20 protein-coding genes are annotated in these 22,256 nt (G+C 44.6%); 16 read left to right on the forward strand and 4 right to left on the reverse strand.

Annotation, left to right across the window (positions count from 1 at the left end; genetic code table 11):
- Window positions 1-147: 147 nt before the first annotated feature.
- The 3 genes from apbC to Q5H80_RS04755 all read left to right on the forward strand — a co-directional run bounded on the left by apbC (window position 148) and on the right by Q5H80_RS04755 (window position 4,412).
- Entirely contained in the window at window positions 148-1,224 is a 1,077-nt protein-coding gene (gene apbC / locus Q5H80_RS04745; protein ID WP_304569002.1) for an iron-sulfur cluster carrier protein ApbC, read from the forward strand.
- A 256-nt stretch (window positions 1,225-1,480) separates the two neighbouring features.
- Window positions 1,481-2,122: a uridine kinase gene (gene udk / locus Q5H80_RS04750; RefSeq protein ID WP_304569003.1), complete on the forward strand. Its 642-nt coding sequence runs from the start codon at window positions 1,481-1,483 to the stop codon at window positions 2,120-2,122.
- Window positions 2,123-2,228: 106 nt separating this feature from the next.
- Window positions 2,229-4,412 (forward strand): AsmA family protein, encoded by a 2,184-nt coding sequence (locus tag Q5H80_RS04755; protein WP_304569004.1) that lies wholly within the window; start codon window positions 2,229-2,231, stop codon window positions 4,410-4,412.
- A gap of 227 nt (window positions 4,413-4,639) precedes the next feature.
- Here Q5H80_RS04755 and cobO read toward each other — a convergent pair whose 3' ends face one another.
- A complete protein-coding gene (cobO, locus tag Q5H80_RS04760) occupies window positions 4,640-5,245 on the reverse strand; it encodes a cob(I)yrinic acid a,c-diamide adenosyltransferase (RefSeq protein WP_029224060.1) in 606 nt (201 codons plus the stop codon).
- Window positions 5,246-5,329: 84 nt separating this feature from the next.
- Between cobO and Q5H80_RS04765 the strand changes: the two genes are divergently transcribed.
- Window positions 5,330-5,779, forward strand: a complete 450-nt coding sequence (locus tag Q5H80_RS04765; RefSeq protein WP_304569005.1) for a low molecular weight protein-tyrosine-phosphatase — start codon at window positions 5,330-5,332, stop codon at window positions 5,777-5,779.
- Window positions 5,780-5,890: 111 nt separating this feature from the next.
- Here Q5H80_RS04765 and Q5H80_RS04770 read toward each other — a convergent pair whose 3' ends face one another.
- Together Q5H80_RS04770 and rne are read right to left on the reverse strand one after the other, a co-directional pair.
- The gene (locus tag Q5H80_RS04770; protein ID WP_009848614.1) at window positions 5,891-7,438 is read right to left on the reverse strand and encodes a SulP family inorganic anion transporter; all 1,548 of its coding nucleotides are present in this window, start codon (window positions 7,436-7,438) and stop codon (window positions 5,891-5,893) included.
- A 260-nt stretch (window positions 7,439-7,698) separates the two neighbouring features.
- Window positions 7,699-10,809: a ribonuclease E gene (rne, locus tag Q5H80_RS04775; protein WP_304569006.1), complete on the reverse strand. Its 3,111-nt coding sequence runs from the start codon at window positions 10,807-10,809 to the stop codon at window positions 7,699-7,701.
- A gap of 618 nt (window positions 10,810-11,427) precedes the next feature.
- On the opposite strand from rne, the gene rluC reads away from it, so the two are divergent.
- Window positions 11,428-12,372 carry a 23S rRNA pseudouridine(955/2504/2580) synthase RluC gene (rluC, locus tag Q5H80_RS04780; RefSeq protein WP_304569007.1) on the forward strand — a complete coding sequence of 315 codons (945 nt, stop codon included), beginning with the start codon at window positions 11,428-11,430 and terminating at the stop codon, window positions 12,370-12,372.
- A 276-nt stretch (window positions 12,373-12,648) separates the two neighbouring features.
- Here rluC and Q5H80_RS04785 read toward each other — a convergent pair whose 3' ends face one another.
- Window positions 12,649-13,230, reverse strand: a complete 582-nt coding sequence (locus Q5H80_RS04785) for a nucleoside triphosphate pyrophosphatase (RefSeq protein WP_304569008.1) — start codon at window positions 13,228-13,230, stop codon at window positions 12,649-12,651.
- Between the two features lie 149 nt (window positions 13,231-13,379).
- On the opposite strand from Q5H80_RS04785, the gene yceD reads away from it, so the two are divergent.
- The 11 genes from yceD (at window position 13,380) to tmk (ending at window position 22,253) form a co-directional block, all read left to right on the forward strand.
- The gene (gene yceD / locus Q5H80_RS04790) at window positions 13,380-13,907 is read left to right on the forward strand and encodes a 23S rRNA accumulation protein YceD (RefSeq protein WP_004733994.1); all 528 of its coding nucleotides are present in this window, start codon (window positions 13,380-13,382) and stop codon (window positions 13,905-13,907) included.
- A 44-nt stretch (window positions 13,908-13,951) separates the two neighbouring features.
- Entirely contained in the window at window positions 13,952-14,122 is a 171-nt protein-coding gene (rpmF, locus tag Q5H80_RS04795) for a 50S ribosomal protein L32 (protein ID WP_004737376.1), read from the forward strand.
- A 9-nt stretch (window positions 14,123-14,131) separates the two neighbouring features.
- Window positions 14,132-15,157, forward strand: a complete 1,026-nt coding sequence (gene plsX / locus Q5H80_RS04800; RefSeq protein ID WP_304569009.1) for a phosphate acyltransferase PlsX — start codon at window positions 14,132-14,134, stop codon at window positions 15,155-15,157.
- Window positions 15,158-15,162: 5 nt separating this feature from the next.
- Window positions 15,163-16,113: a beta-ketoacyl-ACP synthase III gene (locus tag Q5H80_RS04805; RefSeq protein WP_010437276.1), complete on the forward strand. Its 951-nt coding sequence runs from the start codon at window positions 15,163-15,165 to the stop codon at window positions 16,111-16,113.
- 80 nt (window positions 16,114-16,193) lie between these two features.
- Window positions 16,194-17,117: an ACP S-malonyltransferase gene (gene fabD, locus Q5H80_RS04810; protein WP_012603567.1), complete on the forward strand. Its 924-nt coding sequence runs from the start codon at window positions 16,194-16,196 to the stop codon at window positions 17,115-17,117.
- Window positions 17,118-17,142: 25 nt separating this feature from the next.
- Window positions 17,143-17,877, forward strand: coding sequence for a 3-oxoacyl-ACP reductase FabG (fabG, locus tag Q5H80_RS04815; protein WP_029222897.1), 735 nt, complete (start codon window positions 17,143-17,145; stop codon window positions 17,875-17,877).
- A gap of 166 nt (window positions 17,878-18,043) precedes the next feature.
- A complete protein-coding gene (acpP, locus tag Q5H80_RS04820; protein ID WP_012603569.1) occupies window positions 18,044-18,277 on the forward strand; it encodes an acyl carrier protein in 234 nt (77 codons plus the stop codon).
- Window positions 18,278-18,370: 93 nt separating this feature from the next.
- The gene (gene fabF / locus Q5H80_RS04825) at window positions 18,371-19,615 is read left to right on the forward strand and encodes a beta-ketoacyl-ACP synthase II (RefSeq protein WP_102577025.1); all 1,245 of its coding nucleotides are present in this window, start codon (window positions 18,371-18,373) and stop codon (window positions 19,613-19,615) included.
- 103 nt (window positions 19,616-19,718) lie between these two features.
- Window positions 19,719-20,597 (forward strand): aminodeoxychorismate lyase, encoded by an 879-nt coding sequence (gene pabC / locus Q5H80_RS04830; protein ID WP_304569010.1) that lies wholly within the window; start codon window positions 19,719-19,721, stop codon window positions 20,595-20,597.
- Window positions 20,594-21,610 carry an endolytic transglycosylase MltG gene (gene mltG / locus Q5H80_RS04835; protein ID WP_304569011.1) on the forward strand — a complete coding sequence of 339 codons (1,017 nt, stop codon included), beginning with the start codon at window positions 20,594-20,596 and terminating at the stop codon, window positions 21,608-21,610. The genes pabC and mltG overlap by 4 nt, the downstream gene beginning before the upstream one ends.
- 10 nt (window positions 21,611-21,620) lie before the next feature.
- Window positions 21,621-22,253 carry a dTMP kinase gene (gene tmk, locus Q5H80_RS04840; RefSeq protein ID WP_065677964.1) on the forward strand — a complete coding sequence of 211 codons (633 nt, stop codon included), beginning with the start codon at window positions 21,621-21,623 and terminating at the stop codon, window positions 22,251-22,253.
- Window positions 22,254-22,256: the final 3 nt, after the last annotated feature.

Raw genomic sequence — 22,256 nt, forward strand, 5'->3', positions numbered from 1 at the left:
CGCTTTTTTGATAGGTATAAATTTTGAGAGGTAATACTACTTTATAACGTGTGATACGCCAAGTTATCAGACAAAGGATTCCCCTAGTTTTTTAGGGGTTCAGTCTTCATCTCGTGGGTGATAGCATAAATAAAAAAAGGAGCCCCAATGCGTAACTTTACTTCTAAGCAAGATTTCTGTTCATGGTTGAATGAGTTCGAGTCACCAATCCTCATACCTGAGTGGGCGCTACACCAAAATATTGTATCGGTTGATCCTCGTGGGTCATTCGTTATTACTTTACCCTTTGCTGCTAATCAGCTCGCGATTGAACTGGAACAGTGGATCCACTCCCAGATTGAACAGCAACTTGTTAGCGCTTTTCAGTTTGAAGTAAAAGTGAAGCCGTCTTCGCTAGAAACAACAGTCGCGACACCTTTGAAGGGCGTTAAGAACATTATCGCCGTGACGTCGGCAAAGGGAGGGGTGGGTAAATCCACAACTTCAGTAAACCTTGCGCTAGCGTTATCTAAGTCAGGCTCAAAAGTGGGCTTGTTGGATGCGGATATCTACGGTCCATCAGTGCCTATGATGCTTGGTCAGCTAGACGCAAAACCAGAAGTACAGAATAACAAATGGATGATGCCAATCGAGGCGCATGGCATTTTTACTCATTCTATCGGTTACCTTGTATCAAAAGATGATGCAGCTATCTGGCGTGGTCCAATGGCGGCGAAAGCATTAGGTCAGCTTGTGAATGAAACCGTATGGCCAGAACTGGATTACCTTGTTATCGACATGCCACCGGGTACGGGTGATATTCAGCTAACGCTTTCGCAGCAGATCCCAGTGACGGGCGCGGTTGTGGTGACCACCCCTCAAGATTTAGCATTAGCGGATGCGCGTAAAGGTGTGGCGATGTTTGATAAAGTGAGCGTGCCAGTGGCAGGCTTAGTGGAAAACATGAGCTACCATATCTGTAGCCACTGTGGCGAGAAAGAGCATATCTTTGGCGCTGGTGGCGCGGAAGCCATGTCTGAAGAGTTTTACCTCGATATTTTGGCACAGATCCCACTGCATATTGATGTGAGAGAAGATATCGATGCAGGTTTTCCGACGGTGATTCGTCGTCCAGATAGTGAACATACACGTCACTACTTAGAGCTTGCTGAGAACGTGGCTGCGAAGATGTTCTGGACGGGTAAGGCGAGACCAGAAGCGATTAACTTTTCCTTGGTTGAATAGCACTGACTGATCACAAAGCCGTGTAAATCATGTTTGGGTGAGATAAACAACGGTTGGATTAAGTGGATAGCAATAGGGCTTGTGCACATAGTTGTATTTAAGTTATTTGAAAGCAAACGATTGTTTTAAGTAAATGTATTGAGATCATCAATTTGACTGCAATTAGCTAACATCGCGACTAGAATCTATATGCTTTAGCCCCTATAATCAGGCGGTTTATCTCTTCCCACCACCAAACCATATCGGGTGCAAATTAATGTCTGATAATAATCAATGTGTCATCGTAGGTATCGCTGGCGCTTCAGCTTCAGGAAAAAGCCTGATTGCGAGTACGATTTATAATGAGCTGCGCGAAAAAGTAGGCGACCATCAAATTGGTGTTATCACGGAAGATTGCTATTACAGCGACCAAAGTCACTTGAGTATGGAAGAGCGAGTTAAAACTAACTACGACCACCCAAATGCACTAGATCATGACCTTTTATGCGAACATCTACAGCAGCTAATGAGTGGCAATGCCGTAGAAGTTCCTGAATACAGCTACACAGAGCACACACGCACTTCTGAAACGACTACACTTACTCCTAAGAAAGTGATCATTTTAGAAGGTATTCTGCTTCTGACAGACCCGCGTCTTCGTACACTAATGCACGCAAGCGTATTTATGGATACACCGTTGGACATCTGTCTACTACGTCGTGTTAAGCGTGATGTTGAAGAGCGTGGTCGAACAATGGATACGGTACTTAAACAATACCAAGAAACAGTACGCCCAATGTTCATGCAGTTTATCGAGCCTTCAAAACAACATGCAGACATCATCGTTCCTCGTGGTGGTAAAAACCGTATTGCGATTGATGTGCTAAAAGCGCATATTGCGAAGTTGTTGAAGTCTTAATCAAATAAAATTTTGCCTAAGTGACTCACTTAGCTTTATTTTTTACCGAATCAGTGGCACTTTTATAGTGCCACTTTCTTTTGGAATCTAAGCAAGGAATATGCGGATGAAGAAACTACTCATTTTCATAGCTGTACCAGTGTTTGTTGTCGTTGCAGCAATTCTGGCACTAGTGCTGTTAGTGAATCCCAACCAGTTTAAGCCATTAATTGTCGAACAAGCCCAAAAACACACAGGCCTAGAGCTCGTGATCGAGGGTGATATCAGTTGGCAATTCTTCCCATCTATTGGCTTCGAACTTGGTCAAACTGAATTACGTAACCCTGAAGGGTTCACCCAACCAAACCTGTTTAAGGTTGATACGGTTGGCGTTGATGTTTCGGTTACTCCGCTATTTAGCAACCAACTAGAGATTGGCAACATCACTCTAGATGGTGCAGAATTTTATTTAGAAACGCTTAAAGATGGTCGCAAGAACATCGATGCGCTCACACAAGCGTCAGCTCCTAAGGAGTCTGAACCTGCAGCGGATACAAGTTCTGAAGCAACACCAGCGCCTCAAGAGCAAACTTCTACAGACACATCTGGCTGGACGATCAATCTTGCAGGTGTAACTGTCTCAAACGCATTGTTTGAGATGGACGACAAGCAAGCAGGTTCATTCACTAAACTATACGATGTGTCTTTGAACTTATCTGAGTTTGCCGTTGATACATGGACGACCGCGACGTTTGCGGCTTCTGGTGAAAACAACCAACAGAAGTTCTCTGCAAATGGCAGTGCTGAATTCCAATTAGCGGAAGGATTTGCAAGCTACGCATTACGAAATATTGACCTTAATGCGAAGTTCAATGATTCAGCAACGTCGATCGAGTCAGCGAAGATTGGCTTAAATACGTTTGAGTTCGATAAGGTTAACCAACTGACTTATGCGGTGATTGGTAATGCTGCTGGTCTTGACCTTGCTCTTAAAGGTGGCGGTGACTTAACTGTCGATAGCGCGATCTCAAAAGTTACACTGAACAAGTTAACACTAGACTCAACATTCAAAGGTGAAACGCTTCCTCAATCACCAATGAAAGTGGATATGCTGTCTGACTTAAGCTTTGATCTAACTAAGAATCACTTGAGCTTTGTGCTAGAGAAGCTGCAAGCTAACGCTATCGCACTAGACGGTAAAGCGGACATCACTTTATCTGAAATACCAAAGGTTCGTTTTTCTCTTCATAGTCCGAACATCGATTTAGATGAGTTCTTAGGCCTAGGTAATACAGCAGAAACCGCGAGCACTAAACCTTCTGGTTCAGCTGGTGGCTCAACTTCAAACACTGCAGCTTCTTCGACGTCAAGCTCAGGTAGCTCGACTTCAAGTTCAGATAACTCGGCTCCTGCGAAAGAAGTAGAACCTGATCTGTCAGCTCTGAAAACGCTCGATGTGAAAGGTAATATCACAATCGATAAGTTTAAGGCGAACAACGCAAAAATGCAGAACGTGAAAACTGCGTTCTCAGTTAACCGTGGTATCGCAGATCTGACATCGTTTACCTCGAATCTTTACCAAGGCTCTATCTCGGCAACAGCACGATTAGATGCACGCAAGACGCCTGCGACTTACACGGCTAAGAAAAAGATTAAAGGCGTAAAAGTACAACCGTTACTGGTTGACGTAGCGAACAACGATACGCTGGAAGGTACCGGTAATATCGATGTTAACGTTAAAGGTAAGAGTTTGACGCCAACAGGAATCAAGAAGAACTTGGTTGGTACTATTGCGATTAACTTTGAAGATGGTGCGGTTAATGGCATCAACATCGCGCAACTGATTCGAGAAAACTACGCTAAGATCAAAGGCGAGAAAGTCGAAAGCAAAGACGAGTCTCAAAAGACAGATTTTAGTGCAATGAAAGCAACACTCAAGGTTGATAAAGGTTGGGTTTCAACGAATGACTTATCGGCACAGTCACCTCTTTTACGCGTGACAGGTCAAGGTAAAGCAAACTTCATCAATGAAACGGTCGACTTCCTGGTTCGCACGTCAATTGTTGGCTCGCTTGAAGGCCAGGGTGGTAAGAGCATTGATGATCTCAAAGATGTGACGATTCCAATTAAGGTAACCGGCCAGTGGGCTGACCCGAAATTTGGGCTTGTTTTTGATGGTGTGTTGAAACAGAAAGCTGAAAAAGAGATTGATCGTGGTATTAAGAAACTTGAAGAAAAATACGGTGACAAGATCAAAGATGAGAAAACTAGAGATGCAGTCAATGGTTTACTCAAAGGCTTGTTTAACTAATCGCTATTTTAAATAAATAGCATATAAAAAGCGCCATTCCTTATTACGAGGAATGGCGCTTTTGTTTGGATGCTGATAATACCCAAGAGAGATTCCCTATGAAGCTCGTCCCTCGCATTAGGGAATGACGATAGGTATTAGTGCCTTGTTCAAGGGCGTGACAGTCTAGTGGTCGTCATCCTCGAGAGGGAAGAATGACCGAGTCGGGGATCTCTGGTTGAATGCGATTACCAGTCAACGCCTTGCAGAGCTTTTACACCGGATTCGAAAGCGTGTTTAACGTTACGAACTTCAGACACGGTATCGGCCATGTCCGTTAAAGTGCGGTGTGCTCCACGGCCTGTGATGATCACTGATTGCATTTTAGGACGGTTATTCAGAGCTTCTACCACTTCATCCAGTTCAATGTAGCCATAGCTCACCATGTACGTCAGCTCATCAAACAGAATTACATCAATCGACTCATCAGCTAGCATGCGTTGGCACTCTTTCCATACGCGCTGTGCGGCTTCAATATCTTTCGCCTTATTTTGAGTTTCCCAAGTAAAGCCTGTACCCATCACTTGGAACTCTACATCGAGTTTTTGAAGAACGTTCTTTTCACCGTTATCCCAAGTTCCCTTTACAAACTGAGCAACGGCACATTTCTTACCGTGACCGACGGCACGTGTAATCGTACCGAAACCTGATGTCGATTTTCCTTTACCGTTGCCAGTAATAACCAATAATAGTCCTTTCACTTCTTGCGCGGCTGCAACACGTGCATCGACTTGTTCTTTTACTTTCTGTTGTCTTGCTTTATGACGTTGTTCTTTGTTGTCTTCAGTCGACATAACAAATCCTTTTAAGTTGTGATTGCGCCTATCATAGCCTAACTTAACGATAGCAAAAACCATCGGAAGAACAGGTGATTACGGATGAAAAAGATACTCGTGGTTTGTATGGGTAATATTTGTCGCTCGCCAACAGGTGAAGCGGTATTAAGGAAGAAGGCTAATCAGCTAGAAATGGATGTTATTGTCGATTCTGCAGGGACGATTGGTTTTCATCAAGGCAACCCGCCAGACTCTCGTTCCAAGTCAGCAGGAGAGAAGCGAGGCTACAGCTTTAAAGGGATTACTTCTCGTAAAGTGGTAGATAATGACTTCGAAGAGTTTGACCTGATACTCGCGGCAGACAAGGCGAATTTAGGTGACTTAATGAGCCAGTGTCCAGTTCACCTCCAATACAAGATCGCGTTATTTTTGAGTTTTGGAGAGTCACAATATCAAGAAATTCCCGATCCTTATTATGGTGAGGGGAATGGCTTTGAATTAGTGTTGGATTTAATCGAAGAGTCGAGCGAAGCGATACTGCGTTCAATATAGTGTAGAGGCTGTGTTCTTGGTTGGGCGATAAAGTATTAAGGTTCATCGATATAAAAAAGGCCGACATTCAATGCCGGCCTTTCTAAATCTAGCTTTAAGTAATGACTAAGCTTACTTAGACATTACTTTGTAGATTGGGTCTTCTGCAACGTTCGCTTCAACTAAGCTGCCAGCTTTGTGCAGCATAGCAACACAGTCTTGGCTTAGGTGGCGAAGGTGAAGTGTTTTACCTAATGCCGCGTAACGGTCAGCAATCGTGTCGATCGCTTCAATAGCAGAGTGGTCAGTAACGCGTGAGTTTGCGAAATCAACGATAACATCTTGTGGATCGTTGTATGAGTCAAACAACTCAAGGAAGTTAGCGGTTGAACCAAAGAAGATTGGACCGTTAACTTTGTACTCTTTAGAGCCCTCAGCGTTTACTGATGTGTCTGCGTAGATGTGTTTAGCATGTTGCCATGCAAACATTAGTGCAGACGCAACAACACCCACACCAACTGCTACCGCAAGGTCTGTTAGTACTGTAACTACAGTTACAAGGACGATAACGAAGAAGTCTTGCTTAGGAACGCGACGCGCAAGCTTGAAGGTTGCCCATTCAAACGTACCGATAACAACCATGAACATTACGCCCACAAGTGCTGCTAGAGGAATCATTTCAATCAGTGCAGAGCCAAACAGGATGAACATCAGTAGTGCAACTGCCGCTACGATACCTGAAAGACGACCACGACCGCCTGAGTTTACGTTGATCATCGATTGACCGATCATCGCACAACCACCCATCGCACCGAATACAGAACACGTTACGTTAGCCATACCTTGACCGACACATTCACGGTTAGATTGGCCACGAGTGTTTGTCATTTCGTCTAGTACGGTTAGCGTTAGTAGTGATTCGATTAGACCAATCGCTGCAAGAATCACTGCGTAAGGCAGGATGATGTATAGCGTTTCTAGGCTAAACGGTACTGCTGGAATAGAGAATGTTGGTAGAGAGCCCGCTAGTGTTGCTGCTTCGTCACCAGACATAGTGCGTAAGAAATCAACAACAGTACGAGTTTCTAGATCAAGGCCAACAACCAAAGCCGTTACCGTAACAATAGCAACCAATGACGATGGTACCGCTGTTGTTAGTTTAGGTAGGAAGTGGATGATAGCCATAGTCAGTGCTACAAGACCTAACATCAGTGTCATTTGACCGCTTGGTAACCAAGTTAGCGCACCTGTTACGTCTGGTGCTTTAAATTGTCCAAGCTGCGCTAAGAAGATAACGATCGCTAAACCGTTCACGAAACCAATCATTACTGGGTGCGGAACGATACGGATGAATTTACCTAGCTTGAATACACCCGCTGCAATTTGCAGAAGGCCGGCTAGCATAACTGCCGCAAAGAGGTATTGAACGCCGTGAGTTGCTACTAGGCTCACCATTACAACAGCCATTGCGCCAGTTGCACCAGAAATCATACCTGGACGACCGCCGAAGACAGAAGTGATTAAACCTACGATGAATGCTGCGTAAAGACCAACCATTGGGTCAACGCCTGCAACGAAGGCGAATGCTACGGCTTCAGGTACCAGAGCTAGGGCTACTGTAAGACCTGAAAGCACGTCATTTTTTACAGAGTGCTTTGAAAATTGTGGGAATTCGAACATGTTTGCTCAGCTATGCTAAAAATGGATTTACCGACACGAGTGTATTGCGTAGCCAAACAGTGATGGAAAAGAGCGGCAATAGCTAAGTGTCGAAAAGATAAGTGCGCGAATGCTACCCAAAAATGTGATTAAGTTCAAGGTTGAACCCTATTTTGAGTAATATATCTATTATAACTAATCGGAGCTGTGGATATAAAAAAGGGCGACTTATGAATAAGTCGCCCTTAGATAGTTCTCTGCAGATTACTCTGCGAAGCTCACTAGTATTGAGGTTTAGTCATGCCTGCGCCGGCTTTATTTGACGCTGCTTGGCTACCTGCACCTTTCGATACAAAACGCTCAGTACGGAATGGAGCCGCAACAACTTGAATCTCTTTGATCTCTTGAGGACCAGGAGCTTTAGTCATTGGTGAGCCTGCTTGTTTTTTAGCAACAGCTGCCTTTGGTGCCGCTTTAGGAGCTTCTGCTTTTACCACAGGAGCTTCTTCTACTTTTGCACTTTCAGCTTTAGGTGCTTCAGCTTCAACAACTGGTGTTGCTTCTACTTGCACAGCTTCTGCTACAACAGGCGCTTCAACTTTCGCAGTTTCAACGACCACTGGTGCTTCTTCAGCGACAGCAGGAGCTTCAATTGCCACTGTTTCAGCAATAACAGCTTCTTCACGACGGATAATGACTTTACCCATCGCAAGTTCAGGACATGCAAAGCCGCCTGCCATAGCAGTGTTACTTTGCGGTGCCGTCTCTTGAGCTACGTTTTGCTCTTGTACAGCAACTTGAGTTTCAACTGCTACTTCAACTTCAGCCACTTCAGGTTTTGCCTGATTATGGTGAGGTTTTGGAATGAAGCGAGGCATCACTTTACCCATAGCCATCTCTGGAGAAGCTACACCACCTTTACGCAGGCGGAATGGGTTAGGGCGACGATCACGACCGCGACGACGACGTTGACCACTTGCACGTAGGTGACGTGGTGAACGGCGGTTACGACGTTGCTTCGGCTCTTCCTGTTCTGTTTGTTCATCAGCGTTTGCTTGAGTTGCTTCTACTTGTTCCGCAACTTTTTGCTCTTGAGCTACTGATTGTTCTTTCGCAATAGACTGCTCTTTAACAACAGCAGACTCATTTGACGAGTTTTCTGCAGCTTCAGCTTTTTGGTCTTTAATACGAACTTGCTTGTTCAGTTTACGACGCTGACGACGCTCTTTAATCTTAGCTGCTTTCGCTTCTGGCTTAGCCTTAGGCGCTTCTAGTTTATCAGCTTGAGCTTCTGCCGCTAGCTGTAGACCTTCTTCTGCTAATTTAGATGGAGCTAGCTCTTCGCGTTGCTTCTGCTCATCACGTGGCTTATTGCGACGATCTTGCTTAGGCTTACGAGGCTGACGATTTTGCTGTGGAGCTGTTTCTTTCTGCTCTTCAGGCTTCTCATCACGAACTGGCTTACGACGGCGTTTGTTGTCGCGGTTTTCGTTACGATTATCACTACGCTCACCACGTTGTTCGCCACGGTCACCACGTTGGTTACGACGACGGTTATCGTTACGATCACGGCGTTGACGGTTGCCGTTGTTGCGATTGTTCTTAGGTTTTTCTTCTTGCTTCTCTTCTTCTTTTTTCTCTTCTTGAGTTGAAGAGCCAAATAAGAAGCTACCAATAGCTTTGAAGAAACGACCAACTAAACCTGGTTCTTGAGTCGCTGCTGATTCAGCTTTCTTCTCTTCTACAGCTTTAGGTGCTGGAGCTGGAGTCGGTGCTGATTGAGCAGGAGCTGCGAAGCCTTTAAGAGCTGGCTCTTCGATCTTCTTAGGACGAATAGTCTGCTCTGCAGGCTCTTTGCTTTCTGCTTCTTTTAGAGCTTCTAGCTTGGTAGGCAGCAAGTAAGACAGTAGGTCGAACTCTTCACCTTCACGAACACGGATAACCTCAAAGTGCGGTGTTTCCATGTCAGAGTTAGGAACTACAGTGATCTTAACTTCTTGGTTCTTCTCGATGTGGTTTACTGAGCGACGTTTTTCGTTCAATAGGTAAGAAGCGATAGGAACAGGGACTACAGCAAGAACTTGCGCAGTGTTGTCTTTTAGAGCTTCTTCTTCGATCAGACGTAGAACAGATAGTGCTAGAGATTCGTTATCACGAACAACACCAGTACCTGTACAACGAGGACAAATGTGGTGGCTTGCTTCTGCTAGTGATGGACTCAAACGTTGACGAGACATCTCTAGAAGACCAAAGCGAGAAATACGACCAATCTGAACACGTGCGCGATCTAAACGAACAGCATCACGTAGACGGCTTTCTACTTCGCGTTGGTGGCGAACCGGAGTCATATCGATAAAGTCGATAACAACAAGACCACCTAGGTCACGTAGACGTAATTGACGTGCAATTTCATCGGCTGCTTCTAGGTTAGTGTTAAGTGCTGTTTCTTCGATATCGCCGCCCTTTGTTGCACGAGCAGAGTTGATATCGATAGAAGTCAGAGCTTCTGTTGGGTCGATTACGATAGAACCACCAGATGGAAGACGAACTTCACGTTGGAAAGCAGATTCGATCTGGCTTTCAATCTGGTAATGGCTGAATAGTGGTACTTCACCATCGTATTTCTTAACGCGATTCATGAAATCTGGGCGTATTAATTGAATGTGCGCTTGTGCACGTTCAAAAATAGTATTGCTGTCGATTAGAATCTCGCCAATATCACGACGTAGATAGTCACGAATCGCACGAACGATAACGTTACTTTCTTGGTGAATAAGGAAAGGAGCTGCATTTGAATCAGAAGCTTGCTTGATAGCGCCCCAGTGATTCAATAGAACGTTCAAGTCCCACTCTAGCTCTTCTGCACTTTTGCCTACACCCGCTGTACGCACGATTAAGCCCATACCTTGAGGAAGCTCAAGAGTGCTTAATGCTGCTTTCAGTTGAGTGCGTTCATCACCTTCGATACGACGAGAAATACCGCCAGCACGAGGGTTATTAGGCATAAGAACTAAGTAACTACCCGCTAAAGAGATGAAAGTTGTCAGTGCAGCGCCTTTGCTACCACGTTCTTCTTTCTCAACTTGTACGATTACTTCTTGTCCTTCTCTTAGCACTTCTTTAATGCTAGGACGGCCTTGGTATGTATAACCTTCAGGGAAGTATTCGCGGGCAATTTCTTTAAGAGGGAGGAAACCGTGACGTTCTGCGCCGTAATCAACAAATGCCGCTTCTAGGCTTGGTTCAATACGGGTAATACGTCCTTTGTAGATATTCGCTTTCTTTGATTCGTGACCTGGACTTTCGATATCTAGATCGAACAGTCGCTGGCCATCAACCAAAGCGACACGCAACTCTTCTTTTTGAGTTGCGTTAATTAACATTCTTTTCATTTAGAAATTCTCATTGTCTTTTCTTATTTTCATCATTGGTCTTATCGCTTTAGTTCGTTTCTCATGGTGCCAGATCCCATGGCTTTATCGGTGCAGCCTCCCGGCTGGAGAGGGATGCTCTGGGGCACGTCAGTCATCATAGGGAGTTAGCCTATGATCCGCGATGTGGCGGTGAATACTCAACATGAGTGTACGTGAGTAGAGCGATAAGGAACTCAGTTGACCGTGTCTTACGCCGATTGCAGCACTGTCTAATCTGAGTCATCTACTCATTTACTTGCTTATGAATGGTTAGCTGTTTAAATATCAGTCAATCCATTGATAGCAGCTGTGAACTATAGCAGTGGTCGGTAAACACAGCAATCTGCTTTGTCGTAATGCGGTAAAAAAAACAGTTTTTGTTTGGGTTTTGATAGCTCTAACTCACTGTCTATAAATAATTTATCAATTGATATTTTAATTTGGGGGAAGCTTGGTGCTTTTTTGTTCGAAGAATCAAAGAAATATAGAACTTCAATGACCTTTTAGGGATAGAGTCGCAGGGATTTTAGATAAATAAGTTCAGAATAGGGTTAAGAAAATCTCAATTATCAAAAGTGACAGTGATACAATAACCCAATGAGCGAAATTAGAACCCAAGTCCAATTTGTCGACATTGACGAAGATATGGCTGGTCAGCGTATTGATAACTTCTTACGCAACCAATTAAAAAACATCCCGAAAAGCATGATTTACCGAATCGTGCGTAAAGGCGAAGTCCGCGTTAACAAGAAACGTATCAAGGCTGAGTACAAACTAAAAGCTGGCGACTTAGTACGTATCCCTCCCGTTACTATTGAAGAGAAAACGGAAGAGAACGTACCGAGCACGAAACTCAATAAGGTTTCGGAATTGGAACAGTGCATCATCTATGAAGATGATCACATGCTGATTCTCAATAAACCATCAGGTACTGCGGTTCATGGTGGCAGCGGCTTGAAGTTTGGCGCGATTGAAGCATTGCGTGCTCTTCGCCCTGATGCTCGTTTTCTTGAGTTAGTGCACCGTATTGATAGAGATACGTCTGGCATTTTGCTTGTTGCTAAGAAGCGCTCGGCGCTAAGACACCTTCAAGCACAGTTCCGTGAAAAAACGGTTCAAAAATACTATTTCGCTTTAGTGATGGGCGAATGGAAGAACAGCTGTAAAGTCGTCAACGCACCTTTGTTAAAAAATGAAGTGAATAGCATTGTTCGAGTGAACCCTAATGGTAAAGCTTCTGAAACCCGCTTTAAGGTTTTAGAGAAATTCCAAGAGGCGACGTTGATTCAAGCTAGCCCAATTACAGGCCGTACACACCAAATTCGTGTGCACGCTCAGTATACTGGTCACCCAATTGCTTGGGATGATCGTTACGGTGATCGTCGTTTCGATGCTTACACAGGAAAGGTTGGCCTTAATCGTCTGTTCTTACATGCAGCTAACATCAAGTTCATGCATCCAGGCAGTGAAGAGAAAATGGATATCTCTGCGCCGATGGAAAAAAGGCTAGAGAGAGCCTTAACTGGTTTGCGTAAGCTTTAAGAAGATACGAGATACGAGATACGAGATACGAAAGAGATAATTCTTTCAGGATTTAGTATTAGCTACCTGCAAATGATAAAGGTTGACGAATATCGTCAACTTTTTTGTTTTCATATGTTGTAGAAGATCCCCAACTCGTTCGTTCCTCGCTCTTGAGGATGACGATTTTTTAAAGTCAGGTTCTACATCATTAGCGATTGGGTAATGTAGCTATCTTCGTCATTCCTGAGACTGACGAAGGAAGGAGTAGGGAATCTTATCTTTAGCCGCTATTTCCTACAGCACATTCATTCCTTGCGCTTCTAACATATCGACCAGATCGATCAGCGGTAAGCCGATCAAGGTATTCGGGTCTTTCCCTTCCATTTTCTTAAATAACGCAATGCCTAATCCTTCGCACATAAAACTGCCTGCGCAGTAATAAGGCTGCTCTTTCTCAACATAAGAAATGATCTGTTGCTCAGTTAAATCACGGAAATGCACAACAAAGGTGTCGAGACGCGTGTCAGCTTTACTGGTCTCGCTGTTCCATACCGTTATCCCAGTATAGAAAGTGATGCTCTTACCACTTTGACGAGACAACTGCTCAATCGCTTTTTCACGAGTATGAGGTTTGCCAATGATTTCTTCGTCAATCACACATACTTGATCGGAACCAATCACTAGGCTTGGTTGTTCGACAGCACAAGACTTGGCTTTGGTCTCAGCAAGACGCATTACCAATTGTTGAGGAGTCTCTTCTGGAAGTGGCGTTTCATCGCAGTCAGGCTTCGCTGTGACAAAGTCTAACTGTAGTTTTTTGAGGATCTCTTGCCTAAATGGAGATGTAGAAGCTAAAACTAGTTGGTAATTTCTCATTTTAATTTACAATTCGTGTAAGCATTTAGTTCAGGATAACGTAACTTAGCCTGCTATTCATAATGCTCTGAACAGGAAAGGTAGGAAAGTACATTTTTTTTGCCATTTCCTTTGACTAAACACGATTTGGAAGATAAGATTCGCGCCCTATGCAAAAGGAAAAAATACCGCGTACAGTTGATCCGGCAAGAACGGCTCAAAAACGACTCGATATGGATGGTATCATTCAAGTCAGTCTTTTAAAGCGTTTAACCGAAACAACTGAAGGCGTAAAACGTGACGCGCAAGTCTCAATGTCATTTGGGCTTGATGAACAACGATTAGTCGTTATCTCTGGTAAAGCTAACGTCGAAGTCGATTTAGAGTGTCAACGTTGTAATGAGGTTTTCGCACATGAGTGCGATGTCCAATTTACTTATACTCCTGTTTACAGCGAGAAAAGTGAAGAGGAAGCACCGGAAGAGTACGATTTGGTAGATCTGAACGAGTACGGTGAGTTAGACCTGATTCAATTAGTTGAAGACGAGTTCATCCTTGGATTGCCACAAATAGCAATGCACGACGATGCGAAATGTAGCGTTAACTCAAATAACTTGGTGTTTGGTGAACTTCCTGAAGAAATTGAGGAAGATAAAAAGCCGAATCCATTTGATGTTTTAAAAAACTTAAAGAAGTAACTTATTAGTAAGTATCTTTAAGAATTTACATAGGAGTAGGGTCAATGGCCGTACAAAAGAGCAAGAAATCACGTTCAATGCGTGGCATGCGTCGTTCACACGATGCGCTAACTACAGCTGCACTTTCTGTAGACGCAACTTCAGGTGAAACTCACCTACGTCACAACGTGACTGCCGAAGGTTTCTACCGCGGCAAAAAGGTTATCAACAAGTAAGGTTGACCTTTGCAAAATCTAACCGTTGCGCTTGATGCAATGGGCGGGGACTTCGGTCCTCGTGTTACAGTGCCTGCCGCCGTGCAGGCACTGTCGTATTTCCCAGAGCTAAAAGTCATTCTAATAGGTGATCGAAACGCGATCACATCTCAATTATCTTCATTAGGTCGAATGCCTGATTCTCGTTTGAGTATCCAGCATTGTGATCGAGTTATTTCCAATTCTGAAAAACCTTCACTGGCCCTACGCAACAGTCAGGGGAGCTCTATGCGTGCTGCTATCGATCTGGTTGCCGAGTCACAAGCTGATGCTTGTGTGAGTGGTGGCAACACCGGCGCACTGATGGCGTTATCTCGTTTCCGACTCAAACTTCTTCCTGGTATTGATAGGCCTGCATTGGTTTCAGCTTTGCCTACCGCTTCTGGCAACCGCACATGGATGCTTGACTTAGGGGCGAACGTTTCTAGTGACGCGGATTCACTGTTTCAGTTTGCCGTAATGGGCAGTGCATTAGCAGAACAACATTTAGGTCGCGCGCCTCGTGTCGCTATCTTGAATATCGGCGCTGAAGAAATCAAAGGCAATGACCTTGTAAAACGATGCTCTGAAATGTTGTCGAATACTCAGTCTGTGAACTTCATAGGTTATATAGAAGGTAATCAATTACTTCAAGATGCTGCTGATGTCGTCGTATGTGATGGTTTTGTGGGCAATGTCTGCTTAAAAACGTGTGAAGGTACGGCTCAGCTCTTTATTGATAAGCTAAAAACGCGCATTATGGCTTCAACAATAAAGGGTTGGATTGCCAGAATGTTGTTTTCTGAGCTATTTACTGAATTAAAAACCTTGAACCCCGACCAGTATAACGGCGCAAGTTTGTTAGGATTGCGCGGCATTGTCATTAAAAGCCATGGAAGTGCTGATGTGTCTGCAGTCGTCAACGCGATTGGTGAGGCAGTACACGAGGTCAAACGACAAGTCCCCAGTCGCATTAGCGATCGTTTGGAAGCGGTTTTACTCGAGAGGCATTATTAGTCTTCATGTATAGCAAAATTTTAGGTACTGGCAGCTACTTGCCATCTCAGGTGCGTACTAACGCAGACTTAGAGAAAATGGTAGAGACTAGCGATGAGTGGATCGTTGCTAGAACAGGTATTAAAGAGCGTCGTATTTCAGCGGAAAACGAAACCGTTGCGGATATGGCGTTTTACGCTGCTGAGAATGCCATTGAAATGGCAGGTATCGACAAAGAAGATATTGATTTAATCATCGTTGCGACAACCAGCAGTAGCCACACATTTCCGTCTTCGGCATGTCAGGTACAAGGCAAGCTTGGTATCAAAGGTTGCCCTGCGTTTGATTTGGCTGCGGCGTGTTCTGGTTTTGTCTACGCACTCTCTGTTGCTGATCAACACATCAAGACTGGCATGTGTAAGAACGTTTTGGTAATCGGTGCGGATGCACTGTCAAAAACCTGTGATCCGACTGACCGCTCTACTATCATCTTATTTGGTGATGCTGCAGGTGCGGTAGTTGTTGGCGCAAGCGAAGAGCCAGGTATTTTGTCTACTCACATTTACTCTGATGGTAAATATGGTGAGCTTCTAAGCCTAGAAGTTCCAGAGCGTGGCGGTGATGCAGATAAATGGTTGCACATGGCGGGCAACGAAGTATTTAAAGTGGCGGTAACTCAGCTTTCTAAGCTAGTTAAAGACACATTAGCGGCGAACAATATGGATAAGTCAGAGCTTGATTGGTTAGTTCCACATCAAGCGAACTACCGTATTATCTCGGCAACCGCTAAAAAGCTGACTATGTCGCTTGATCAAGTTGTGATTACTCTTGATAAGCACGGCAATACGTCGGCAGCTACCGTACCAACGGCCCTTGATGAGGCTGTTCGCGACGGGCGAATTAAACGTGGTCAAACGCTTCTACTTGAAGCGTTTGGCGGCGGCTTCACTTGGGGTTCTGCGTTAGTTAAATTCTAACCCCAAGCGATAATCAACAAACAAGGCACATAACTTATGTGCCTTATTCAATTTTTTGCTTTGCTTAAAGGAAAATTACAATGAGCAAATTTGCTATCGTATTCCCAGGCCAAGGCTCTCAAGCTATCGGTATGCTTGCTGACCTAGGCGAACAGTATGATGTTGTTAAAAAGACATTTGCTGAAGCTTCAGAAGCACTTGGTTACGATCTATGGGCATTGGTTCAAGATGGTCCAGTAGAAAATCTAAATGAAACTTTCCGTACTCAACCGGCTCTACTAACAGCGTCTGTTGCAATCTGGCGTGTATGGCAAGAGCTTGGTCTAGAGCAACCTGCAAATCTAGCAGGTCACAGCCTAGGTGAATACTCTGCACTTGTATGTGCTGGCGTTATCGACTTCAAAGAAGCGATCAAGCTAGTTGAGCTACGTGGTCAACTGATGCAAGAAGCGGTTCCTGCGGGCGTTGGTGCAATGTACGCAATCATCGGTCTAGATGATGAAGCGATTGCTAAAGCATGTGAAGAAGCGGCACAAGACGAAGTTGTGTCTCCAGTTAACTTCAATTCACCTGGCCAAGTTGTTATCGCGGGTAACAAAGCAGCAGTAGAGCGCGCGGGTGCATTATGTAAAGAAGCGGGCGCTAAACGTGCTCTTCCTTTACCAGTATCTGTGCCGTCTCACTGTGCCCTTATGAAGCCTGCAGCAGACAAGCTAGCGGTTGCTCTAGAAGCTCTAGAGTTCAACACGCCGGCACTGCCTGTTATCAATAACGTTGATGTTATTGCTGAAACAGACCCGGCAAAAATCAAAAGCGCACTTGTTCGCCAGCTGTACAGCCCAGTTCGTTGGACTGAAGGTGTACAAGCGATGAATGAGCAAGGCGTAGAGAAGCTACTAGAATTAGGTCCAGGTAAAGTTCTTACCGGTCTAACAAAACGAATCGTAAAAACTATGACAGCTGCTGCAGTTAATGACACTGCATCATTAGAAGCTGCTAAGTAAATAAACACTTAATAGAGAAGTTATGATGAATTTAGAAGGCAAAGTTGCACTAGTTACAGGCGCAAGCCGTGGTATCGGTCGTGCAATCGCTGAACTTTTAGTTGAGCGTGGTGCTAAAGTTATCGGTACTGCTACGTCTGAAGGCGGCGCTGCTGCAATCAGTGAGTACCTAGGTGAGAACGGTAAAGGTCTTGCTCTTAATGTAACGGATGTTGACTCAATTGCAGCTACACTGAAAACCATCAACGATGAATTCGGTGCGATTGACATTCTGGTTAACAACGCAGGTATCACTCGTGATAACCTACTTATGCGTATGAAAGACGATGAATGGAATGACATCATCGATACTAACCTAACGCCTATCTTCCGCATGTCTAAAGCTGTATTGCGTGGCATGATGAAGAAGCGTCAAGGACGTATCGTAAACGTTGGTTCTGTAGTCGGTACTATGGGTAACGCTGGTCAAGCTAACTACGCAGCTGCAAAAGCAGGCGTAATTGGTTTTACTAAATCAATGGCTCGTGAAGTTGCGTCTCGTGGTATTACAGTGAACACTGTAGCACCTGGTTTCATAGAAACTGACATGACTAAAGCGCTAAATGATGACCAACGTGCAGTAACTTTGGCGAATGTACCAGCAGGTCGATTAGGTGATCCTCGCGAAATCGCTGAAGCTGTGGTATTTTTGGCGTCACCTGCGGCAGCTTATATCACAGGTGAAACACTTCACGTCAATGGCGGTATGTACATGGTGTAAATTATGTGCAACATTTGTGCATGATTTAAGTCAAGATCATACGTAATTTCGGTTAAAATCGTGAAAATTGTGGTTTGACCAGAAAAGTTGACCTTGCAACTTTCAATAGATTGAATAAACTACGGAAAACATCGCATAAAGCGAACTCTGTAAAGGAAAAGAAAAAATGAGCAACCTCGAAGAACGCGTAAAGAAAATCATTGTTGAACAGCTAGGTGTAGACGAAGCTGAAGTTAAAAACGAAGCTTCTTTCGTTGATGACCTAGGTGCAGATTCTCTAGACACAGTTGAGCTAGTAATGGCTCTAGAAGAAGAATTCGACACTGAGATTCCAGATGACGAAGCTGAGAAAATTACTACTGTTCAAGCTGCTATCGATTACGTAACTAGCGCTCAGTAATAATCTCTCCCAGGCGGTCACCTCGACCGCCTGTGTTTTATCTAACTCATCTATCCTCATCTTAAATCACCTCAATCCCCGGAGTGTAATATCGTGTCCAAGCGTCGTGTAGTTGTCACTGGCATGGGTATGTTGTCGCCGGTAGGCAACACTGTAGAATCTTCTTGGAAAGCCCTGCTAGCTGGTCAAAGTGGTATCGTTAATATCGATCATTTTGATGCAACCAATTTCTCAACTCGTTTTGCAGGTCTAGTTAAAGACTTTAACTGCGAAGAGTATATGACTAAAAAAGATGCTCGTAAGATGGACTTGTTCATCCAGTACGGCGTCGCAGCAGGTATTCAAGCTTTAGATGATTCAGCCCTAATTATTACTGAAGAAAACGCTCCTCGTGTAGGCGTTGCTATCGGTTCTGGTATTGGTGGTCTTGGTTTGATCGAAGCCGGTCACAAGGCTCTAACTGAAAAAGGCCCTCGTAAAATCAGCCCGTTCTTCGTACCGTCGACGATCGTGAATATGATTGCAGGTCACATGTCTATCATGCGTGGCCTACGCGGTCCAAACATCGCGATCTCTACAGCATGTACGACTGGCCTACATAACATTGGCCACGCAGCTCGTATGATTGCATACGGCGATGCTGACGCAATGCTAGCGGGTGGTGCTGAAAAAGCATCGACACCACTAGGTATGGGCGGTTTTGGTGCGGCTAAAGCACTGTCTACTCGTAACGATGAGCCTCAAAAAGCTTCTCGTCCATGGGACAAAGGCCGTGACGGCTTCGTTCTTGGTGACGGTGCAGGCATGATGGTTCTTGAAGAGTATGAACATGCTAAAGCTCGTGGCGCTAAGATTTATTGTGAGCTAGTTGGCTTCGGTATGTCGGGTGACGCTTACCACATGACATCTCCAAGTGAAGATGGTTCTGGTGGCGCACTAGCAATGGAAGCGGCTATGCGTGATGCTGGCATTACTGGTGAACAAATCGGTTATGTTAACGCACACGGTACTTCGACTCCAGCAGGTGACGTAGCGGAAGTGAAGGGCATCAAGCGTGCTCTTGGCGAAGCAGGCAGCAAGCAAGTCTTGGTTTCTTCTACGAAGTCAATGACAGGCCACCTTCTAGGTGCTGCGGGTTCTGCTGAAGCTATCATCACAGCGATGTCTCTAATTGATCAAATTGTTCCACCAACAATCAACTTAGATGATCCTGAAGAAGGCTTAGATATTGACTTAGTACCTCACACCGCGCGTAAAGTTAGCGGTATGGAATATGCTGCATGTAACTCATTCGGCTTCGGTGGTACTAACGGCTGTTTGATCTTCAAAAAGATTTAATCATCTTATATAAGAGTCAAACATCGTAGATAGTCATAATTAGAACTGTTTTTAAACGGCTCGATGCTTTAGCATTGAGCCGTTTCTTTTTATGGGGAAAAACATGTTTTGGGTTGATGGAGAAAGTCAGCAAACTGTCGATATCTTAGATCGCTCGTTTCAGTATGGAGACGGCTGTTTTACTACCATGCTCGTTCAAGATGGCCAGATTCAATATTTTCACGATCATCAGCGTCGTGTCGATGATTGCCTTAAAGCGTTACGCATTTCCGAGCTTGATTGGAATACGGTTAACCTTTGGCTCGATAATGCACTTGAACATATCCAACACAATGCGATTCCTGGTACAAAGAGCCTTGATGGCTCAACGAATCTTCAAGGTAGAAACAAGCCTCGTAATGAAAAATCAGGGATCAAGCTGCACGTTAGCCGTGGGGCCGGCGGTCGTGGCTACAGTACTAAGAATATCGCCAAGCCAACGATAACCATCAGCACATTTGATTACCCAAATCATTATTCCGCGTGGCAAGACTCCGGTGTTGAACTTGGTATCTGCCAACAAGCACTGGGCTTGAGCCCATTATTAGCTGGGCATAAGCACAATAATCGCCTTGAGCAGATCTTGATGAAAGATGAAATGGATCAGGCCGGTAAAGTGGATGGTGTGGTTCTGGATATATCAGGTAATGTGATTGAAACCACCATGGCTAATCTGTTTTGGCGAAAAGGGCAGATGATTCACACACCTCAACTGACGCAAAGTGGCGTCGCCGGGGTTATGCGTAAGCAAGTGTTAACCGCGCTGAATCAGGCTGAACTTTCCGTTACAATTAGTGACTACAGCCTATCTCAGCTAATGCGAGCTGATGAAATCTTCATAACCAACTCCATTTTAGGGGTTGCCCCAGTTACCCGTATTAGTGATACCCAATTCAACATTGGAACCGTTACTCGTAGCCTTCAAGGACAACTAAACTCGTGATCAAAAAGTTATTTATTTTTATTATTTTGTGCCTAATCGCAGCCGCGGCTGCTGGTTTTTATGTTTACAACCAAGCGCAAGATAACCTGAAACAAGTTATTCAATTAGAAAAACCACAAGTTGTTACTGTTGCTTCAGGCAGCAGCTTTAACCGCGTTCTCGCACAGTTGATTAATGAAGGGCTGTTTGAGGCTTCTCCTTACGAGAAATTAATCCGTAAGTTACATCCTGAGCTTGTAGACGTAAAAGCGGGTACATTCCTGCTTGAGCCGGGTTTAACCCTTGAGCAAGCGCTACAAGTGCTGGTCGAAGGGAAAGAGCACCAATTTACCATTACCTTCGTAGAGGGCAGTCGTTTTGATGAGTGGCTTATTCAGCTAAAAGACAACGAATTCATTCAGCAGACGTTGGACGGTGTGTCTGAAAAAGAGATCGCACAAAAGCTTGGTATCGAAAATGAAAAACTAGAAGGCCTTTTCTTAGCGGAAACATACCACTATACCTACGGCACAACGGATTTAGATTTGTTGAAACGCGCACATCGCGATCTAATGAACGTGGTCAATGACGAGTGGGAAAATAGAGCCGGTAAGCTGCCTCTTAAATCACCGTATGAAGCTCTAATTCTTGCGTCTATTATCGAGAAAGAGACTGCTGTCGCTTCTGAGCGTGAGCGTGTGTCTTCTGTATTCGTTAACCGCTTGAACAAGCGTATGCGTCTGCAAACTGATCCAACGGTTATCTACGGCATGGGCGATAGCTACAAGGGCAATATTCGTAAGAAAGATCTACGCACACCAACGCCGTACAACACCTATACAATGAGCGGTTTACCGCCAACACCGATCGCGATGGCGGGTAAAGCGTCTATCAACGCGGCTCTGAATCCAGAGAAGAGCAACTATCTGTATTTTGTTGCGAGTGGAACGGGCGGTCACGTATTTTCAAAGAGTTTGACTGAGCATAACCGTGCAGTACGAGCTTACTTAAAGCAATTAAGAAAAAACAAATAAAGAAAGAATTATGAATCAGTCGAAATTTATCGTAGTTGAAGGCCTTGAAGGTGCTGGTAAAAGTACAGCAATCAATGCCATCGTCGAGACATTAAAAGCATCGGGTGTTAAAGATATCGTTAATACTCGTGAACCGGGTGGCACTGTCTTGGCTGAAAAGATGCGCTCATTGGTTAAAGAAGAGCACGAAGGCGAGAAGCTTCAAGATATGACGGAACTACTGCTGATGTACGCAGCACGCGTTCAATTGGTCGAAAACGTCATCAAGCCCGCATTAGACAGCGGTAAATGGGTATTGGGTGATCGCCATGATATGTCTTCTCAAGCATACCAAGGTGGTGGTCGTCAGATCGCTCGTAGCACTATGGAATCACTGAAAGCAACTACGCTAGGCGGCTTTAAGCCAGATTTAACACTATATTTGGACCTAGACCCTAGAGTCGGGCTAGAGCGTGCTAGAGGTCGTGGTGAGCTTGATAGAATTGAAAAGATGGACATCTCATTTTTCGATCGCACGCGTGAGCGTTACTTAGAAATTGCAGGGCAAGACGATTCTGTACTCGTGATTAATGCGCAGCAAGAAATTGAGCAAGTAGCCGCTGATATTAAAGTCGCGCTCAGTGCTTGGCTCAATAAACAGTAGGTA

It is taken from the genome of Vibrio sp. SNU_ST1, assembly GCF_030563405.1.
Taxonomy (GTDB): domain Bacteria; phylum Pseudomonadota; class Gammaproteobacteria; order Enterobacterales; family Vibrionaceae; genus Vibrio.

Coding starts and splice junctions, on each gene's coding strand:
- apbC (WP_304569002.1), top strand. CDS start 148: ATGCGTAACTTTACTTCTAAGCAAGATTTCTGTTCATGGTTGAATGAG.
- udk (WP_304569003.1), top strand. CDS start 1,481: ATGTCTGATAATAATCAATGTGTCATCGTAGGTATCGCTGGCGCTTCA.
- Q5H80_RS04755 (WP_304569004.1), top strand. CDS start 2,229: ATGAAGAAACTACTCATTTTCATAGCTGTACCAGTGTTTGTTGTCGTT.
- cobO (WP_029224060.1), bottom strand. CDS start 5,245: ATGTCGACTGAAGACAACAAAGAACAACGTCATAAAGCAAGACAACAG.
- Q5H80_RS04765 (WP_304569005.1), top strand. CDS start 5,330: ATGAAAAAGATACTCGTGGTTTGTATGGGTAATATTTGTCGCTCGCCA.
- Q5H80_RS04770 (WP_009848614.1), bottom strand. CDS start 7,438: ATGTTCGAATTCCCACAATTTTCAAAGCACTCTGTAAAAAATGACGTG.
- rne (WP_304569006.1), bottom strand. CDS start 10,809: ATGAAAAGAATGTTAATTAACGCAACTCAAAAAGAAGAGTTGCGTGTC.
- rluC (WP_304569007.1), top strand. CDS start 11,428: ATGAGCGAAATTAGAACCCAAGTCCAATTTGTCGACATTGACGAAGAT.
- Q5H80_RS04785 (WP_304569008.1), bottom strand. CDS start 13,230: ATGAGAAATTACCAACTAGTTTTAGCTTCTACATCTCCATTTAGGCAA.
- yceD (WP_004733994.1), top strand. CDS start 13,380: ATGCAAAAGGAAAAAATACCGCGTACAGTTGATCCGGCAAGAACGGCT.
- rpmF (WP_004737376.1), top strand. CDS start 13,952: ATGGCCGTACAAAAGAGCAAGAAATCACGTTCAATGCGTGGCATGCGT.
- Q5H80_RS04805 (WP_010437276.1), top strand. CDS start 15,163: ATGTATAGCAAAATTTTAGGTACTGGCAGCTACTTGCCATCTCAGGTG.
- fabD (WP_012603567.1), top strand. CDS start 16,194: ATGAGCAAATTTGCTATCGTATTCCCAGGCCAAGGCTCTCAAGCTATC.
- fabG (WP_029222897.1), top strand. CDS start 17,143: ATGAATTTAGAAGGCAAAGTTGCACTAGTTACAGGCGCAAGCCGTGGT.
- acpP (WP_012603569.1), top strand. CDS start 18,044: ATGAGCAACCTCGAAGAACGCGTAAAGAAAATCATTGTTGAACAGCTA.
- pabC (WP_304569010.1), top strand. CDS start 19,719: ATGTTTTGGGTTGATGGAGAAAGTCAGCAAACTGTCGATATCTTAGAT.
- tmk (WP_065677964.1), top strand. CDS start 21,621: ATGAATCAGTCGAAATTTATCGTAGTTGAAGGCCTTGAAGGTGCTGGT.